Origin of the sequence: Lutimaribacter saemankumensis (assembly GCF_900100005.1) — a bacterium.
GTDB classification, from domain to species: domain Bacteria; phylum Pseudomonadota; class Alphaproteobacteria; order Rhodobacterales; family Rhodobacteraceae; genus Lutimaribacter; species Lutimaribacter saemankumensis.
This window is the reverse complement of the sequence record NZ_FNEB01000003.1, coordinates 287,464-304,079: the sequence shown is the minus strand read 5'-3', so window position 1 is coordinate 304,079 and position 16,616 is coordinate 287,464. Positions and strand designations below refer to the sequence as shown.

General features: G+C 66.8%; 17 protein-coding genes. 2 read left to right on the top strand and 15 right to left on the bottom strand.

All coding sequences use genetic code 11. The features are described from left to right. Positions 1–143: 143 nt before the first annotated feature. Entirely contained in the window at positions 144–386 is a 243-nt protein-coding gene (locus BLT50_RS08725; protein WP_090028272.1) for a DUF6455 family protein, read from the top strand. A 5-nt stretch (positions 387–391) separates the two neighbouring features. Here the strand turns inward: BLT50_RS08725 and BLT50_RS08720 are convergent, their stop codons facing one another. Continuing rightward, entirely contained in the window at positions 392–1,510 is a 1,119-nt protein-coding gene (locus BLT50_RS08720) for a type III PLP-dependent enzyme (RefSeq protein ID WP_090028347.1), read from the bottom strand. A 105-nt stretch (positions 1,511–1,615) separates the two neighbouring features. On the opposite strand from BLT50_RS08720, the gene BLT50_RS08715 reads away from it, so the two are divergent. After that, a complete protein-coding gene (locus BLT50_RS08715) occupies positions 1,616–2,053 on the top strand; it encodes an Lrp/AsnC family transcriptional regulator (protein ID WP_090028271.1) in 438 nt (145 codons plus the stop codon). A 6-nt stretch (positions 2,054–2,059) separates the two neighbouring features. Here the strand turns inward: BLT50_RS08715 and recN are convergent, their stop codons facing one another. The 14 genes from recN to BLT50_RS08645 all read right to left on the bottom strand — a co-directional run bounded on the left by recN (position 2,060) and on the right by BLT50_RS08645 (position 16,524). Beyond that, complete coding sequence (recN, locus tag BLT50_RS08710; RefSeq protein ID WP_090028270.1) at positions 2,060–3,709, bottom strand: DNA repair protein RecN; 1,650 nt, start codon at positions 3,707–3,709, stop codon at positions 2,060–2,062. Positions 3,710–3,745: 36 nt separating this feature from the next. Continuing rightward, positions 3,746–4,594: an outer membrane protein assembly factor BamD gene (locus BLT50_RS08705; RefSeq protein WP_090028269.1), complete on the bottom strand. Its 849-nt coding sequence runs from the start codon at positions 4,592–4,594 to the stop codon at positions 3,746–3,748. A gap of 126 nt (positions 4,595–4,720) precedes the next feature. After that, positions 4,721–5,641 carry a UDP-3-O-acyl-N-acetylglucosamine deacetylase gene (gene lpxC, locus BLT50_RS08700; protein WP_090028268.1) on the bottom strand — a complete coding sequence of 307 codons (921 nt, stop codon included), beginning with the start codon at positions 5,639–5,641 and terminating at the stop codon, positions 4,721–4,723. Between the two features lie 221 nt (positions 5,642–5,862). Beyond that, positions 5,863–7,479 (bottom strand): cell division protein FtsZ, encoded by a 1,617-nt coding sequence (gene ftsZ / locus BLT50_RS08695; RefSeq protein WP_090028267.1) that lies wholly within the window; start codon positions 7,477–7,479, stop codon positions 5,863–5,865. Between the two features lie 273 nt (positions 7,480–7,752). Next, positions 7,753–9,084 (bottom strand): cell division protein FtsA, encoded by a 1,332-nt coding sequence (gene ftsA / locus BLT50_RS08690; protein ID WP_090028266.1) that lies wholly within the window; start codon positions 9,082–9,084, stop codon positions 7,753–7,755. 6 nt (positions 9,085–9,090) lie between these two features. Continuing rightward, entirely contained in the window at positions 9,091–9,975 is an 885-nt protein-coding gene (locus BLT50_RS08685; RefSeq protein WP_090028265.1) for a cell division protein FtsQ/DivIB, read from the bottom strand. Then, entirely contained in the window at positions 9,963–10,841 is an 879-nt protein-coding gene (locus BLT50_RS08680; RefSeq protein WP_245723334.1) for a D-alanine--D-alanine ligase, read from the bottom strand. The genes BLT50_RS08685 and BLT50_RS08680 overlap by 13 nt, the downstream gene beginning before the upstream one ends. Before the next feature lie 100 nt (positions 10,842–10,941). Beyond that, complete coding sequence (gene murB / locus BLT50_RS08675; protein ID WP_090028263.1) at positions 10,942–11,871, bottom strand: UDP-N-acetylmuramate dehydrogenase; 930 nt, start codon at positions 11,869–11,871, stop codon at positions 10,942–10,944. Between the two features lie 61 nt (positions 11,872–11,932). Beyond that, on the bottom strand, positions 11,933–12,187 hold the full coding sequence (locus BLT50_RS08670; protein WP_090028262.1) for a DUF2484 family protein: 255 nt from the start codon (positions 12,185–12,187) through the stop codon (positions 11,933–11,935). Then, complete coding sequence (locus BLT50_RS08665) at positions 12,184–12,438, bottom strand: DUF2484 family protein (RefSeq protein WP_090028261.1); 255 nt, start codon at positions 12,436–12,438, stop codon at positions 12,184–12,186. The genes BLT50_RS08670 and BLT50_RS08665 overlap by 4 nt, the downstream gene beginning before the upstream one ends. A 21-nt stretch (positions 12,439–12,459) precedes the next feature. Continuing rightward, positions 12,460–13,653: an APC family permease gene (locus BLT50_RS08660; protein ID WP_090028260.1), complete on the bottom strand. Its 1,194-nt coding sequence runs from the start codon at positions 13,651–13,653 to the stop codon at positions 12,460–12,462. 22 nt (positions 13,654–13,675) lie between these two features. Continuing rightward, positions 13,676–13,903 (bottom strand): hypothetical protein, encoded by a 228-nt coding sequence (locus tag BLT50_RS08655; RefSeq protein ID WP_090028259.1) that lies wholly within the window; start codon positions 13,901–13,903, stop codon positions 13,676–13,678. A 4-nt stretch (positions 13,904–13,907) separates the two neighbouring features. Beyond that, on the bottom strand, positions 13,908–15,317 hold the full coding sequence (murC, locus tag BLT50_RS08650; RefSeq protein WP_090028258.1) for a UDP-N-acetylmuramate--L-alanine ligase: 1,410 nt from the start codon (positions 15,315–15,317) through the stop codon (positions 13,908–13,910). An 88-nt stretch (positions 15,318–15,405) separates the two neighbouring features. Then, positions 15,406–16,524, bottom strand: a complete 1,119-nt coding sequence (locus tag BLT50_RS08645; protein ID WP_090028257.1) for a UDP-N-acetylglucosamine--N-acetylmuramyl-(pentapeptide) pyrophosphoryl-undecaprenol N-acetylglucosamine transferase — start codon at positions 16,522–16,524, stop codon at positions 15,406–15,408. Between the last annotated feature and the right edge of the window lie 92 nt (positions 16,525–16,616).

Genomic DNA, 16,616 nt, shown 5'->3' with positions numbered 1-16,616 from the left:
CTTGCGCTTCCCGTTTGATGCGACACTAGCCTATGGCGCCACGCTGTCCAGTGGCGCTTGATGCAAATCAAGGCGCAGCCCTGCACAAGGATGCTTTAATGAACACGGTCAATCAAATTCAGGTCCATCGAAAGGACGCGAGGATGTTCAAGAAAACCGAACTGCATGCCGATCTGGTCAACGCCATGGCCGACAAGGCGGGCGTGGATATCGGCCAGGAAATCCTGTCGGGGCATCTGGGCGCCTCGGCGCTGCGCGGCGCGGTGATGCTGTGCACCCATTGCAGCCATGTGGGCGAATGCCAGGGCCACCTGCGCGATGGCCCGCAGGGCGTGGTGCCCGATTACTGCCTGAACAAGCAGATGTTCGAAACGCTCAAGGGCTGACCGGCTCAGGCCAGCGTCACGACCTGTGACGGCCCGTATCCGTTGAACCGCGTGGCCAGCGCCAGCGAGTACGCGCCCATGCCCGAAAACAGCACGAAATCGCCCTCGGCCATGTCGGCGGGTAAGGACAGGGGATCGGGCAAACGGTCGATGCTGTCGCAGGTTGGGCCATAGATCACCTGTGGACATGACGCGCCCCGGCGCGGGGTGCCGTCCGGTGCAAAGACCTGCACCCTGTCCCCCGGCGCGATATCGCGCCATTCGGCCAACGCCCCGTAAATGCCGTCGTTCAGAAACACCGCCTGCGCGCCCCGCCGCGCCTTGACGCGGGCCGCCAGCATGTAGGCTTCGGCCACCATGGCTCGGCCCGGCTCGCATACCAGCGCGGGCGCGTCCCCGCCAAAGACAAGCGTGGTTTCGGTGCGGATGCGCGCGAATATCGCCTCGAGGTCGGGCGCCGGACCGCCACGATGCGCGGCGAACCCGCCGCCGACATTCAACCTTTCCAGCCGCGCACCGGCGCGCGCGGCGATATCGGCACAGGCGCGGATATAGGCCGCCCACGCCCCCGGATTGGCGCATTGCGTGCCGGGATGAAAGGTCATCGCCGGGCGCGCACCCATTTCAGACACCCTGCGCAGCAACGCGACCGCAAGATCGGGCGCGGCGCCGAATTTCTCGCCGAAATCATAGGCGGCACCGGCCACCGGCAGCGCCAGCCGCACACTGATTTCCACATCTCCCAGGCCGCGCAGCTTTTCCAGCTCGTCCAGACTGTCCACCGACCACGAGGCAACGCCATGCTCGCGCGCCGCCTGCACCTCGGCCCCGCTGCGCACTGGATTGTTGTAATGCAGAACCGCCTTCGGACAGACCGCGCGCACCGCCGCCATTTCAACGGGCGAGGCCACATCGAACGCCCTGACCCCTGCCCCCACAAGGTTCTGCAGCACCTCTTCGCGCGGATTGGCCTTGACCGCATAGGTCACGAGCCCCGGAAAGCCGTTGAAAAATCGCGCCGCCGTATCGCGCAGCCGTTGCGGGGCAAAGAACATCACCGGTTCATCCGGCATCTGCCGCGCCAGCCACGTTACAGGGTCGGCAAAGGGAAAGGTTGACTGCATCATGGGCCTCACTGCTGGTTTTCTTTTCAGCTTGCCGGGCTGCGCTGTCAGAATCGTCCGTCTTTTTGATGGAAGTGACTCATCTTTTCGTCATAATGCCAGTCAATGACACAAATCGACGAAACCGACCGCGCGATCCTGACCCTGCTGGCCGAAAACGCCCGCATGCCGGTGACTGCGCTTGCCAAGCGGCTGGGGCTTGCGCGCACCACGGTGCAGGCACGGCTTGACCGGATGGAAGGCGCTGGCGTCATCCGAGGCTACCGCGTGCAACTGGGCCAGGCCGCACCGACGCGCCTGCGCGCCACGGCGCTCTTGCAGATCGAGCCGCGTTCCGGCCCTGCGGTGCTGGCGCGGCTGAAATCGCTGCCCCAGGTCGAATGCGTCCACACCACAAGCGGCCGGTTCGACCTGATCGTGCAGATCAGCGCGGAAAGCACGGAAATCCTTGATGAAACGCTGGATCGCATCGGCGAGGCCAAGGGCGTGCGCTCGTCGGAATCGCTGATCCATCTCAGCACGAAACTGGACCGTGCGCTTTAGGGCAGATTATCCGGCCAGCAGGGCGCGGGCGGCGGCGCGGGCCTCGTCGGTGATGGTGTCGCCCGAAACCATGCGCGCGATTTCATCCACGCGGTCGGCCTCGGCCAGGGGCACGACGGTCGACAGGGTCTGTTCGCCGCTGACGCGTTTTTCCACGCGCCAGTGATGGGCGGCCAGCGCCGCCACCTGCGGCGAATGCGTCACCACCAGAACCTGACCGCCTTGCGCAAGCGACGCCAGTCTGCGCCCCACCGCATCGGCGGTGGCGCCGCCGACACCCCGGTCGATTTCGTCGAAGATCATAGTCATGCCGCGATCCTCGCCCGTCAGGCAGACCTTGAGCGCCAGCATGAAGCGGCTCAGCTCGCCGCCCGACGCGATCTTGCCCAGCGGCCCGGCAGGGGCGCCGGGATTGGTGGCCACGGTAAAGGCCACCATGTCGCGGCCTTCGGGGCCGGGATCGGCGGGCGTGACCTGGGTCGAGAAAACCGCCCGCTCCATCTTGAGCGGGGCAAGCTCGGTCGTGACGGCACGGTCCAGCCGAATTGCGGCCTCGCTCCGTGCATCGCTCAGCGCGGTCGCGGCGGCGTCATAGGTCTTTTCGGCACCCGCCACCTGCCGCGCCAGCTGCGCAAGATCGGCATCGCCCTGATCGAGTGCCGTCAGCCGCGTGCGCAGGCCATCGGCGAATTCCGCCAGGTCATCGGGCAGAACGCCATGCTTGCGCGCCAGCCCGCGGATCGCGAACAGGCGTTCTTCGACCTCTTCCAACTCGTGCGGATTGAAATCCAGCTGCTCCAGCGCGGTCTCCAGCCCGGCGACGGCATCTGACACCTCACCCAGCGCACGGCCCACCGCATCCAGGGGTGCATCCAGCGTTCCCTCGGCCTGCCCCGCCACGCCTTCCATCCAGCGCAGCGCGTCGCCCATCGCGCCCTCGGCCCCGTCCAGCCCCAGCGCGGCATGGGCGCGGGCGATATCCTCGCGGATCTTCGCGGCGGCCTGCATCAGGCGGCGGCGGCGGTCCAGTTCCTCTTCTTCGCCGGGTTCCGGGGCCAGCTTGTCCAACTCGCCCACGGCGTGGCGCAGGAACTCTTCTTCGGCGCGCACCTCGTCCAGCGCGGCCCGCGCGGCGGTTTCGGCCTTGCGCGCCTCGCGCAGGTCGCGCCATGTGCGCCGCGTTTCGGCGACCAGCCCACCCAGACCGCCATATTCGTCCAGCAACGCCCGGTGCCCCTTGGGATCGAGCAGCCCGCGGTCGTCATGCTGCCCGTGCAGCTCTACCAGCGTTTCCGACAGGCGCCGCAGCACCTCGCCCGAACAGCGCCGGTCATTGACCCAGGCGGTCTTGCGCCCGTCGGCGGTGTTCACCCGGCGCAGGATCAGGCTGTCGTCCTCGGGGATACCCGCATCCTGCAGTATGGCGCGCGCGGGATGGCCCTCGGCCAGGTCGAACTCTGCCACCACCTCGCCCTGCTCGGCGCCCTGGCGCACCAGTTCGGCCCGGCCCCGCCAGCCCAGAACGAAGCCAAGCGAATCCAGCAGGATCGACTTGCCCGCCCCGGTTTCACCCGTCAGCACGTTCAGGCCAGGGCGAAAGGCCAGCTCAAGCCTGTCGATGATCAGAATGTCGCGAATTTCAAGCGCGCGCAGCATGGTTCAGATGTTGCCCGGGCACCGGCCCGGCACCCCCTAAAGCCACTTGCCCTGGATCGTCTGGCGGTAGATCTGCGCCAGCCAGCTATCCCCTGCCGCCTTCAATTCCAGCCCGCGGCCCGTCAGCAGCTTGTAGCTGTCTTCGTACCATTCGGTTGAGCGGAAGTTGTGGCCAAGGATCGCACCGGCGGTCTGCGCCTCGTTGGTCAGGCCCAGCGACAGATAGGCCTCGACCAGGCGGTGCAGCGCCTCGGGTGTGTGGCTTGTGGTCTGAAAATCCTCGACGACGACACGGAACCGGTTGATCGCCGCGGTATAGTGATCGCGGCGCAGGTAATAGCGGCCGATCTCCATCTCCTTGGCAGCCAGATGATCGAAGGCCAATTCGAACTTCAGCACAGAGGACCGCGCGTATTCGCTTTCGGGATAGCGTTCGATCACCGTGCGCAGCGATTGCAGCGCCTGGAAGGTCAGCCCCTGGTCCCGCCCGACCTCGTCGATCTGGTCATAATAGCTCAGCGCCAGAAGGTATTGCGCATAGGCCGCGTCTTCGTCGGTCGGATAGAAATCGATATAGCGCTGCGCCGCCGAACGGCTGTTCTCGTAATCCTGGTCGCGGTGATAGGCATAGGCCTGCATGATCAGCGACCGCTTGGCCCAGTCGGAATAAGGGTAGAGCCGTTCGACTTCCGAGAAATAGAATGCGCCACGATCCGGGCGACCACGTTCGACTTCGAACTCGCCGCGCTCGAATATCTGTTGCGCGGTATAGGTCTCCATCGGAACCTGGCCCGTCGCCACGCGGTTGGCACCACTGCATCCCGCCAGCACGGCCAAGGCCAGAACACCCCCCAGAAGCCGTCGCGCCGATTTGCCGCCTGTCATGCTCGATCTCTTCCTTCAACGGACCTTGCGGGCCGGTCACATCCCGCCCTTGCGATTGGTCCTAGCACAGAAAATTTCGGTGCAAAACGCCTTTGGCACAAATTCTGGAAACACGTGACCGACGGGTCAGGCAACGTGGCGCAGCTCGCCCAGGTGCACACCCGCACCTGGCAGGCGTGCGGCCATGGCCGCGTCACAGGTGACCATACGCCAGGCATCGGGGCGCGCGAACAGCGCGCGCAGCAGATCGTTGGTCAATGCGTGGCCGGCGCGATGCCCGGTATAGGCCGCGAAAATAGGCGCACCCGCCAGTGCCAGATCGCCCAGCGCATCCAGCATCTTGTGGCGCACGGCCTCGTCCTCGTGGCGCAGGCCACCGGGGCTCAGAACTTCGTCGCCGTCCACGACCACGGCGTTTTCCAGCGTGCCGCCAAGGGCCAGGCCATTCGCGCGCATCGCATCGACATCGGCCTTGCGGCAGAATGTCCGGCTGTCGCAAAGCTCGCGCACGAAGCTGCCATTGGCCATGTTCAGTGTCTTGTGCTGAACGCCGATGGCCTGATCTTCGAAATCGATATGGAAATCTATCGTCAGCGCGGCCGCAGGCTCCAGCCGGGCCCAGGCATCGCCACGGCGCACCTCGATCGGGGCCAGAACCTCGATCGCCTGCACGGGCTTGCCCTGCTTGCGCAGACCATTGTTCAGGATGCTGAGAACGAATTGCGACGCGCTGCCGTCGAGGATGGGAACCTCGGGGCCGTCGATGTCGATCAGCGCGTTGTGCACGCCGCAGCCCATCAGCGCCGCCATGATATGTTCGACCGTCGATACCGAAACGCCATCGGTGTTTTCCAGGCGCGTGCACAGCGGGGACTGGTTCACGCCGTCCCAACGGGCGGGGATCAACGCGTCGTCCGCGTCGATGTCGGTGCGGCGAAACACGATGCCATGATCCACCGGTGCCGGACGCACGATCATGCGCGCGGGCTGGCCCGTATGAAGGCCGACGCCGTTAAAGGCCACAGGATTGATCAGTGTTGTCTGCACGTAGTCCTCAATTCCGCAAAGGTATCCCCTGCCTTCACTGCGCGTTTACTATTCCGAAGGCAGTGCCAGGCTCAACTCACTCTTTGTAACGTTCTGAAACATGGGCGCCGAGGATCGGCAGCCTTTCGCCGCAGATGCGAAGCCGACCCTATAAACCACTGTCAGGAAAAGAAAAAGACCGCCACAAGGGCGGTCTTTTCCGACGAAATCGTGACGCTACGTCAGTTTGCCTGACGGCGCAGGAAGGCCGGAATTTCGATCCGTTCCTGGTCGGGATCGGCGTCCTCCTGCACTTGCTGAGCGCGCACCGGCGGCTGCTGGCGCGGCTGAGCGGCGGCCTGCTGGGCGCCCTCGCCATGCCCGGTCATCCGGTTGATGAGAGAGTTGATGCCGAAACGCGGGCGCTCGGACTCGGTCGCGTGACGCGGTTCGGCAGCCGGGGCTGCGGCCCGGGCCTCGCCGCCTTCCGGGCGGCGGCCGACAGCGGCACGCAGACGGGCCATCGCCTCGGGCGACGGGGTGCCGGGGGCCGGCGCGCGGGGCGCGACATAGGCCTCGACCTCATCCTCGTACTCGTCTTCGATACGCGGCTGGAACTCGGCAGCCTGCGGGCGGTATGCCGGGGGCGGCAGATCGTCGGCAGCGGCCGGACCTTCGTCGAAGATGTCTTCCATCTGCTCTTCGGCGGCAGCGCGCTGCGCATCGAGGTTTTCGAACAGGCCGGGCTCTTCAGCGGCTTCGGTGCGGGCTGCCATCACGGGCTCCGGCGCAGCCGGGGCCGCCGCTTCGGGGGCCTTTTCCTCGGTGCTGACGGTCGCGGTCAGCGGGGCTGCCATCGACCGGCGCGGAACCGGGATGTCGTGATGCACGTCGGTGGCGTCGATGCCGGTCGCCACGACCGACACGCGCATCGTGCCTTCCATGTCCGTATCCAGCGTCGAGCCGACGATGATATTGGCGTCCGGGTCCACCTCTTCGCGGATGCGGTTGGCGGCTTCGTCCAGTTCGAACAAGGTCAGATCGTGCCCGCCGGTGATGTTGATCAGAACGCCCTTGGCGCCTTTCAGGCTGATCTCGTCCAGCAGCGGGTTGGCGATCGCCTTTTCGGCGGCCTGCACGGCGCGATCTTCGCCCTCGGCCTCGCCGGTGCCCATCATCGCCTTGCCCATCTCGTCCATCACGGCGCGGACATCCGCGAAGTCGAGGTTGATAAGGCCCGGACGCACCATCAGGTCGGTCACGCCCTTCACACCCTGGTACAGCACGTCGTCGGCCATCGAGAACGCCTCGGTAAAGGTCGTCTTTTCGTTGGCCAGGCGGAACAGGTTCTGGTTCGGAATGATGATCAGCGTATCGACGACCTTCTGCAGGGCCTCGACGCCCTCTTCGGCCTGACGCATGCGCTTGCCGCCCTCGAACTGGAACGGCTTGGTGACCACGCCCACGGTCAGCACGCCCAGTTCACGCGCGGCCTGCGCGATGATCGGGGCCGCCCCGGTGCCGGTGCCGCCGCCCATCCCGGCGGTGATGAAGCACATGTGCGAGCCGGCAAGGTGGTCGACGATCTGCTCGATGCTTTCCTCTGCCGCGGCAGCGCCGATCGTGGCCTTGGCACCCGCGCCCAGGCCCTCGGTGACCTTCACGCCCATCTGGATGCGATTGTCGGCGTGCGATTGCTGCAGCGCCTGCGCATCGGTGTTCGCCACCACGAAATCACAGCCGGTCAGCTGCTTTTCGATCATGTTGTTGACTGCGTTGCCACCGGCCCCGCCCACACCGAAAACGGTGATGCGGGGCTTCAGATCGTCATGTCCGGGCACCGAAAGGTTCAATGTCATGGTCTGTCCGCCTGTGCTTATCGCCCGCCTGACCGGGCATTTTCTCAAATTTTCTGGGTCAGTCTTAACGTTTGGTCATGGCATCGTCACCAAAAAAACGCAGAAAACCCACAAAATATGGCCGGTTTTGGGGGCTCACGCGCGGGATTTTGCCGATTTGCCCAGATATTGCGGTATCGATCGGGCGCAACCCTATTGTGTCCGGCCCGGCAGCCGCGACACTTGGAGGAGATTCGCCCGCAAGGGGCCGGACCCGGCGGGGGCGGTGCGCCCCTACCAGTTATCCTTGAACCACTTGACCGCGCGGCGCAGGCTGCGGGCCGGGTAGCGGTCGACCGGCAGGTCGAAATCCCACCACTCGTCCTGCGGATGCGCCGCGAACAGGCACAGGCCCACCGCGCTGGCGAATGCCGGCCCGGTCGCGGCCTGAGGCAGGCCATGGACGCGCAGCGGGCGGCCAAGGCGGACCTGCTGGCCCAATATGCGGCTGGCCAACCCGTCCAGGCCGGGGATCTGGCTTGCGCCCCCCGTCAGCACGATCTGCTGGCTCGGCAGGTGCTCGAACCCCGCGGCATCGAGCCGCGCGCGCACCTCTTCCAGGATTTCCTCGACGCGCGGGCGCATTATGCCGATCAGTTCGGCCCGGCTGACCGACCGCCGGTCATGTTCCCAATCGCCGGTTTCGCCGCCGGTTTCGATCATCTCGCTGTCGTCGCGGCCCGTGGCGACCACGCCGCCATAGAATGTCTTGATACGCTCGGCGACGTTCGCAGGCACCGACAGCCCCATCGAGATGTCGCCCGTCACATGATCGCCGCCCATGCGCACGGTGTCGGCATAGATCATGTGTTTCTTCATGAAGATCGACACGCCCGTCGTGCCGCCGCCCAGATCGATACAGGCGGCGCCCAACTCCTGCTCGTCCTCGACCAGCGCCGATATGCCCGACACGTAGGCCGAGCTGGCGATGCCCGCCAGCTCCAGATCGCAGCGCTTGACGCAATGTGCGAGGTTCTGGATCGCGGCGTCCTCGACCGTCAGCATGTGCATGTCGCAGGCCAGCCGCTGGCCCATCTGCCCGCGCGGATCGCCCAGGCCCGAGCGGTGATCCAGCGCGAAATTCACCGGCTGGGCATGCAGCACCTCGCGGCCCGGCCCGAAATCGGGCACGTCGCAGGATGACAGCACACGGCTCACGTCCTGTTCGGTCACCACATGTCCCTGAAGGTCCATCTCGCCCGCCACGCCATAACTGCGCGGCTCGGCCCCCGAAAAACACGCGATCACGTGATCGACGCGGATATTGGCCATCTTCTGCGCCGCCTGAAGCGCGGTGCGGATCGCGCGTTCGGTTTCCTGCATCGCGTGGATTTCGCCGAACCGCACGCCGCGCGACCGTGTGGTCGCCGCCCCGATCACCCGGAACCCGGCCTGCCCCGCCATCGGGCCGATGCCCTCGGCGTCCAGCCGGTCTGCGCCGTCGAACCTCAGCACGAGACAGGCGATCTTGGAGCTGCCCACATCCAGGATCGCAACGACCCTGCGCTGCATCGCCGCCTTGCGCATGTTGCGCATCGCTCTTTGCGTTTCGTAGAGTTCGATCATTTCTTGTTATTCTCCCAAACTCGTCTTCTGCACCCGCCACCACTGCTCTACGGCGCTGGCATTCATTCTCAGTGTCGGACGCCCGGCCAGCCGCATGTCGACGGCAGCCAGGTCGCGTTCCAGCATCTCCTGCGCGTCATCCAGCGCGATCACCCGCTCCAGCGCCTGAACCGGCTGGCTTTCGGGCAGCAGGATGCGCTGCCCGCGATCCAGCACCATGTCCCAGCGCCGTTCGCCCATCCGCACAAGGCCACGCACACGCGGGGCCATAGGCCCGGCCGCGCGGATTATCCGCAATGCCTCGGCGACGTGGTCGGGCGCGCCATCACCCGCGATCACCGGAAGATCGGGATGATCGGCGCGCGACAGCGCCGGACGCACGGCCATGCCGGTCTCGTCCACCAACTCCAGCCCGTCGGCAGTGCGCCACAGCACCACGGGCACGCGTTCGGTCACGTCGATCTGCAACACGCCGCCGGTGCGGATGCGTACGCTGGCATCCTTGACGGCGGGCAGTTCGCGCACGGTGTCATGCAGCGCCACCAGGTCGAGGTCGAACGAGCTGACCGGAAAATCCAGCGGCAGGATTTCGCGGATGTCCTCGTCCACGCTGGCGCTGGCGCCGTCGATCGCCATCACGTTGACCATGAATTCGGGACGCGTCTCGATCTGGTTGCGGATATCGGCGATCGCCAGGTTCAGCGCATCGCGCCGCCCCTCGTCGGCCATGTAGGCCGTGCCGACCGCGAAACTCAGCGCCATCGGCACACCTGCGCGCAGAAACAGCCGGAACCCCGGCGTCAGCATCAGCCGCTGCATCCGGTAGGACCACCGCGACGGCGCGGGATCGGGGGGCGCTTCCCTCGGTTTACGGCGGATCAGCGATCGCATGAGGCATCCTCCACCATCCAGGCACAGAACTGGCCAAAGCTCATCCCCGCCACCTGCGCCTGCTCGGGGCTGAGCGACGTGGCGGTCATTCCCGGCTGGGTGTTGGTTTCCAGCAGGATCAAACCGTCCAGCCCGCGCGCCTCGTCCCAGCGGAAATCGGTGCGGCTGACGCCCCGGCAGCCCAGCGCGCGATGCGCCCGCAGCGCGTAATCCATGCAGGCGTCGAAAATCTCGGACGGGATGTCGGCGGGCACCTCGTGGCGCGATCCGCCCTCGGCATACTTGGCGTGATAATCGTACCAGCCCTCGGTGATGATATCCGTCACGGTCAGTGCGCGATCGCCCATCACGGTCGTCGTCAGCTCGCGGCCCGGCGCGTAGGTTTCCACCATCACAACATCGGGCATCGTGTCATCCAGCTGCGGCGGGGTATTGGCCTGCGCATCGACGATATAGATGCCCACGGACGACCCTTCGTTATTGGGCTTCACCACGTAAGGCGGCGCCATCACGTGACGGGCGCGCACCTCGTCACGGGCGGCCAGCACGCTTTCGACGACAGGCAGCCCGGCCGCGCGGAACGCGGCCTTGGTCTTTTGCTTGTCCATCGCCAGCGCCGAGGCCAGCACACCGGAATGCGTGTAGGGAATGCGCATCCATTCCAGGATGCCCTGCACGCAGCCATCCTCGCCCCAGCGGCCATGCAGCGCGTTGAATGCGACATCGGGGGAAAGCTCGGACAGACGCGCCGGCAGGTCGCGGCCTGCATCGACCTCGACCACCTCGTATCCCTCGCCCCTCAACGCGGCGGCGCATGCGCGCCCGGAAGACAGCGACACCTCGCGCTCGGCCGAGGGGCCACCCATCAACACCGCCACTTTGGGGCTTGTCCTGCTCGACTTCGCCACCGTCCGTGCCTCTGATACATGGGCCGTTTTGTCGGCCCTTTTTGACTTGTCGTTATTCTTAGCCTGCCGGGGTCGTTTCGCCGACCCGCATGATTTCCCACTCTAGCGTGATCCCACTGGAATCGTAAACCCTTTTCCGCACATCCTCGCCCAGACCTTCGAGGTCTGCAGCGGTCGCGTCACCGGTGTTGATCAGGAAGTTGGAATGCTTCTCGCTCATCTGCGCACCGCCCCGCCGCGCGCCCCGCATCCCGGCATCGTCGATCACCTTCCACGCCTTCAGCTCGTGGGTGTCGTCGGCACGACCGGTGCTGGAAAACCCGGCAGGATTGCGAAAGGTGCTGCCGGCGCTGCGGTCCTTCGTGGGCTGGGTCGCGTCGCGTTTGGCCAGTTGATCGGCCATGCGGGCCTCAAGCATCGCGGGATCGCCCGAAGCCCCCTCGAACGTGGCGTCGACCAGCACCCAGCCTTCGGGCAGGTCGGTCTGGCGATAGCGGAAATTCAGGTCATCGGAGGTCAGCGTCACCAACTCGCCCGCCCGCGTGACCGCGCGCGCGCTGATGAACACGTCCGCCGTGTAGCTGCCATAGCAGCCCGCGTTCATGCGCACCGCCCCGCCGATGCTGCCGGGGATCGTGCGCAGAAATGTCAGGTCCACCCCTGCCGCCGCCGCGCGCTTGGCCACATGCGCATCCAGCGCGGCCACACCCGCCGTCACGCGGTTGCCGTCGATCGCAATCCCGTTGAATCCGCGCCCCAGCCGGATCACCACCGCGCGGATGCCTCCGTCGCGCACGATCAGGTTGCTGCCAACGCCCATCGGAAAGACCGGCACCGCGGGGTCGAGCGCCGCCAGGAAATCCTGAAGGTCGGCCAGGTCGGCAGGCTGGAACAGCCAGTCGGCCGGGCCGCCGACGCGCAGCCAGGTCAGGTCGTTCAGCGGCCTATGGGGCGTCAGCCGCCCGCGGGGTGTGGGCATTTCGGTCATGTCAGCGGGTTAAGCCGCGACCGCGCAAAGCGCAAGGGGGGCACGGTCGGCCACGCCGCCGTTATCCCGCCGCCCCGAACTTTCGCCGAACCCAGCGCGCAAGGTAGATCACCGGCCAGCGCAGCACGCTCATGCCGGCGGCGAGGAACAGCAAGGCGATCCAGGGCCCCTGCGCCCAGGCCAGCCATCCCAGCAGCGGCACACCCAACGCGATCAGCACATAGGCCCGCGTCCAGTGGTGGTCGCGCGAAGGGATCATCGCCAGCACGTTGGCCGTGACCAGCCACAGGCAGGCCAGGATCAGCGGCGCGCTCATTTCGGCAACTCCGGCCGCTCGCCGCGCGCCCGGCGGTAGAGATAGCGCAGCGGGTTGCGCATCATCGACACGAAGGCGGCAAGCCCCAGCACCGCCAGCCACCAGCCATGCAGCGCGCCCATCCAGACGATCAGCACGGGCGCCGCCAGCAGCAGGATCACGCCGGGCACATATTGATGCCGCATCGGCAGCATCGCGGTGACGGTCGCTGCGAACACCCACAGGATCGACAGTATGACAGGTATGCTCATGTTTCGGGCCCCTCTTTCATGTCAGACAAACCACCCCACAAGCGAGGCCGCGAAAAGCGCCACGCACAGGATCAGCCCCGCCCATGGCACGTAGGACGGCACGTCGAACGGCGTTGCCGGCGCCTTGCGCTTGAGCGCGATCAGCGACGCATTGACGATTGCGAAAACGACCAGCAGCGCCTGGGTGGTGATCTCGGCCAATGTCGCCACCGGCAGGGTCAGCGCGGCGGCGATCGTCACGCCCCCCACCGCCACCGTGCCAAGAACGGGCGTGCCGAAACGCGGATGCGAATGGCGGAAGATCGCGAACCCGGGCGAGCGCTTGCCCAACCCGTAAAGCACCCGGCTCGCCATCACGATCTGCGCCAGGATGCCGTTCAGCGCGGCGGCCACGGCGATAACGCTCAGGAAAACCGCGCTCTGGCCCGTGCCGGCCTCCCAGACCAGGGCCAGCGGACGTTCCGACATGCCCAGAACCTCACGCGGGACGGCGCGGACCGCCGCCAGCGACACCAGCGCATAAAGCAGCGCCGTGATCGCCAGCGCCAGCAGGATGCCGCGCGGCATCGTGCGCTCGGGCCGGCGGGTCTCTTCGGCCATGTTCACCATGTCGTCGAAACCGATGAAGGCGAAGAAGGCGAATATCGTGGCGCCCGCGATCCCCGCCCATTCCGGCGGCGGCAGCGGGATCGACCATTCCGCCACCGGCGGCGCGGAAAAGCCCGCCCAGATCACCAGCAGCAGGCCGATCACCTCGACGATGGTCAGGATCGCGGCGAAGGCCAGGCTTTCCAGCACGCCCACCAGCGCGATCAGCGTCAGGATCACGCCAAGCCCCACAACCGCCACGACAAAGGGGATATCCACGAACGAGGTCAGGTAACCGACGCCCCCGCGCAACACCGCCGAGCCCGCAACCGTGCCCGCAATGACGTTGATCCATCCCACGAAGACCGCCAGACCGTGCCGGTTCAACCCCATCTCGATGTAAGAGCTGTCGCCCGCCGCCTCGGGGATGCGCGCCGACAGCTCGGAAAAGCTCAGCGCCGTAGGCACCGACACCAGCGCCGCCAGCAGAAAGGCCAGCGGCGCCCACATGCCGGCCACGCCTGCGGCGGCCCCGGTCAGCACGTAAATGCCCGCGCCCACCATGATGCCCACGCCGTAAGCTGTCAGCAGCCCCAGGCCGATCCTGCGTTTGAGGGTGTCTGCCATCGCGCCGCCCCGATGCCCTTCGCTATAGGAATGTCCGCAGGATAAGCCCGCGCAACGGCCCCGCCAAGGCCAGCCCGCCGCCCAGCGCCGCAAGCGCGGTGCCCGCACTGGCCGGGTCATGCTGGTAATGGATCAGCAGCAGCGCCGCCGCCGCACCCGCAAAGGCCAGGACCAGCCGCCGGATCACGCGGGTGACGGCGACCAGCGCCATCAGCACCACGATTGCGACCACCGCCCAGCCCAGCGTCATGGCGTTACCCCGCCTTGTCCATCAGCCGCGCGGGCAGTCCGTTGGCCCAGGCGCTGATCGTGCCCGCGCCCAGGCAGACGACCATGTCGCCGGGCCGCGACTGTTCCCGCACGAGGCGCTCCAGGTCGTCCTCGTCGCGGATCGCGCGGGCGTGGCGGTGGCCATGCCGGATCAGCCCGGCCACCAGGTCGTCGCGCGTGGCGCCCTCGATCGGGTCTTCGCCGGCGGCAAAGACCTCGGCGATGGCCACCACGTCGGCATCGTTGAAACACGCGCAGAAATCGTCGAACAGGTTCGACAGCCGGCTGTAGCGGTGCGGCTGGTGCACCGCAATCACGCGGCCCTCGCAGGCCTGGCGCGCGGCTTTCAGAACGGCTGCGATCTCGACCGGGTGATGACCGTAATCGTCGATGATGGTCACGCCGTTCACCTCGCCCACGCGTGTGAAACGGCGGTTCACGCCGCCGAACTGCGCCAGCGCGTCGCGGATTTCGCCCAGCTTCATGCCCAGGTGCCGCGCAACGGCCACGGCAGCCAGCGCGTTGCTGACGTTATGGTCGCCCGGCATCGGCAGGGTGCAGCCCTCGATCGCCGCGCCCTCGGCCTGAAGCAGGATGTCGAAATGCGCCACACCCGCCTTGTAGGTCAGGTTCGCGGCCCGGATATCGGCCTGCGCGTTGAAACCATAGGTCACGACCCGGCGGTCGGTCACCCGGCCCACCAGCGCCTGCACTTCGGGATGGTCGGTGCAGCACACCGCCAGCCCGTAAAAGGGGATGTTCGACACGAACTGGTAGAACCCGTCGCGCAGCGTGTCGAAATCGCCCCAATGCTCCATGTGCTCGGGGTCGATATTGGTCACGATGGCAATGGTGGCGGGCAGGCGGTTGAAGGTGCCGTCGGATTCGTCGGCCTCGACCACCATCCACTCGCCCTGCCCCATCCGCGCGTTCGAGCCATAGGCATGGATGATGCCCCCGTTGATCACCGTGGGGTCGATGCCCCCCTTGACCAGCAATTCCGCGACCAGCGTGGTGGTGGTCGTCTTGCCGTGGGTGCCGGCGACCGCGATGTTCGATTTCAGGCGCATCAGCTCGGCCAGCATCTCGGCGCGGCGCACAACCGGCAGGCCACGGGCCCGCGCGCCGTCCAGTTCCGGGTTGCCCGGCTTGATCGCGGACGAGATCACGACGACCTCGGCGCCCTCCAGGTTCCCGGCCTTCTGCCCGATGAAGACGCGCGCGCCCAATCCTTCAAGCCGCTCGGTGATCTTCGACGCCTTCAGGTCGCTGCCCTGCACGTCATAGCCATGGTTCAGCAACACCTCGGCGATGCCCGACATGCCGATACCGCCGATGCCGACGAAATGGATCGGGCCCACATCGGTGGGAAGTTTCGTGGCTGCTGCGTTCATCGTCCGTTGGTCCTCGTTTCGCACCGCGCACCCGCGCGGTTTTGTCTTTGGTCCGGGCTTTTGCCCGGCTTGTGCCGTAGGGCGGGTTTCAACCCGCCGCCCCTGCTGCAGGCCGCCCCTGCGCCAGATCCTCGACCAGCGCCACAAGCGCCTCGGTCGCGTCCGGCCGTCCGACCGACAGCGCGGCCCGCGACATCTGCGCGGCGCCGTCGGGGTTGCCCAGAACCAGTGCGATCTGCTCGGCCATCGCCTCGACCGTCAGCATGCGTTCGGGGATCACGATCGCGCCGCCCGCCTCTTTCAGCCCGCGGGCATTGGCGGTCTGGTGGTCTGCGGTTGCGGCGGCATAGGGGATCAGGATCGCCGGGCGTCCGATCACGCTGATATCGGCCACGCTCGATGCGCCCGAGCGGCTGATCACAAGCTGCGCCTCGCTCATGCGGCGGGGAATGTCATGAAAGAACGGCTGCACGTCGGCCTGGATGCCGTGTTCGGCATAATAAGCGGCGACACGCTCGCCATCCTCGTCGCGGGCCTGGTGGCTCACGCGGATGTGCTGCATCACCTCCATCGGCAGCGCCGCGATCGCGGGCGGCACGATGTCGCTCAGGATGCGCGCGCCCTGACTGCCGCCCATCACGAGGATCGACATCGGGTAATCGCCCGGCGCGATGTATCCCGCGCCCGCGCGCTCCAGCACCGCGCCGCGCACGGGGTTGCCGGTGTGATGCCCCTCGATCCCGTCCGGCAGCGCGGTCGGCCATGTGCCGCAGGCCACCGCGTCGACACGGCGGGCGAACACCTGGTTCACCCGGCCCAGAACGCCGTTCTGTTCGTGGATCATCCGCGGGCGGCGCAGGATCGTGGCCGCCGCAAGCGCCGGGATCGACGGGTAGCCGCCAAAGCCCACGACCACGTCCGGCCTGTCGCGCATCATGCCCAGCACCGCGCCCAGCACGCCGCCCGCGATGCGGAACGGCACCGCCAGCCGCGCAAGGATACCGCCCCGCGCGAAGGTGGCGCTGCTGATCTGCTGGATTTCGACCGAATGGGGAAAGCCGCCCGTATAGCGCGCGCCGCGCGCGTCGGTCGACAGCTTCACCCGCCAGCCCTTGCGCAGCATCACCTCGGCCAGCGCCTGCGCGGGGAACATGTGCCCGCCCGTGCCGCCGGCCGCAATCACCAGTAAGGGTTGGCGTTCCGTCATCGCCCTACTCCGTCAACAGCCCTGCCGCGCCGCATATCGCCCCGCGCGCCGCATCGCAATCCCGGCGGGCCGCGATATCGGCGGGGTTTCGC

Excerpts from the sequence above, each read along its gene's own strand:
- murB (WP_090028263.1), bottom strand. The coding sequence starts at position 11,871 with ATGACCGAAATGCCCACACCCCGCGGGCGGCTGACGCCCCATAGGCCG.
- BLT50_RS08655 (WP_090028259.1), bottom strand. The coding sequence starts at position 13,903 with ATGACGCTGGGCTGGGCGGTGGTCGCAATCGTGGTGCTGATGGCGCTG.
- BLT50_RS08645 (WP_090028257.1), bottom strand. The coding sequence starts at position 16,524 with ATGACGGAACGCCAACCCTTACTGGTGATTGCGGCCGGCGGCACGGGC.
- BLT50_RS08660 (WP_090028260.1), bottom strand. The coding sequence starts at position 13,653 with ATGGCAGACACCCTCAAACGCAGGATCGGCCTGGGGCTGCTGACAGCT.
- ftsZ (WP_090028267.1), bottom strand. The coding sequence starts at position 7,479 with ATGACATTGAACCTTTCGGTGCCCGGACATGACGATCTGAAGCCCCGC.
- BLT50_RS08720 (WP_090028347.1), bottom strand. The coding sequence starts at position 1,510 with ATGCAGTCAACCTTTCCCTTTGCCGACCCTGTAACGTGGCTGGCGCGG.
- recN (WP_090028270.1), bottom strand. The coding sequence starts at position 3,709 with ATGCTGCGCGCGCTTGAAATTCGCGACATTCTGATCATCGACAGGCTT.
- murC (WP_090028258.1), bottom strand. The coding sequence starts at position 15,317 with ATGAACGCAGCAGCCACGAAACTTCCCACCGATGTGGGCCCGATCCAT.
- BLT50_RS08665 (WP_090028261.1), bottom strand. The coding sequence starts at position 12,438 with ATGAGCATACCTGTCATACTGTCGATCCTGTGGGTGTTCGCAGCGACC.
- BLT50_RS08725 (WP_090028272.1), top strand. The coding sequence starts at position 144 with ATGTTCAAGAAAACCGAACTGCATGCCGATCTGGTCAACGCCATGGCC.
- BLT50_RS08705 (WP_090028269.1), bottom strand. The coding sequence starts at position 4,594 with ATGACAGGCGGCAAATCGGCGCGACGGCTTCTGGGGGGTGTTCTGGCC.
- BLT50_RS08680 (WP_245723334.1), bottom strand. The coding sequence starts at position 10,841 with ATGGGTGGCCCCTCGGCCGAGCGCGAGGTGTCGCTGTCTTCCGGGCGC.
- ftsA (WP_090028266.1), bottom strand. The coding sequence starts at position 9,084 with ATGATCGAACTCTACGAAACGCAAAGAGCGATGCGCAACATGCGCAAG.
- BLT50_RS08685 (WP_090028265.1), bottom strand. The coding sequence starts at position 9,975 with ATGCGATCGCTGATCCGCCGTAAACCGAGGGAAGCGCCCCCCGATCCC.
- BLT50_RS08715 (WP_090028271.1), top strand. The coding sequence starts at position 1,616 with ATGACACAAATCGACGAAACCGACCGCGCGATCCTGACCCTGCTGGCC.
- BLT50_RS08670 (WP_090028262.1), bottom strand. The coding sequence starts at position 12,187 with ATGAGCGCGCCGCTGATCCTGGCCTGCCTGTGGCTGGTCACGGCCAAC.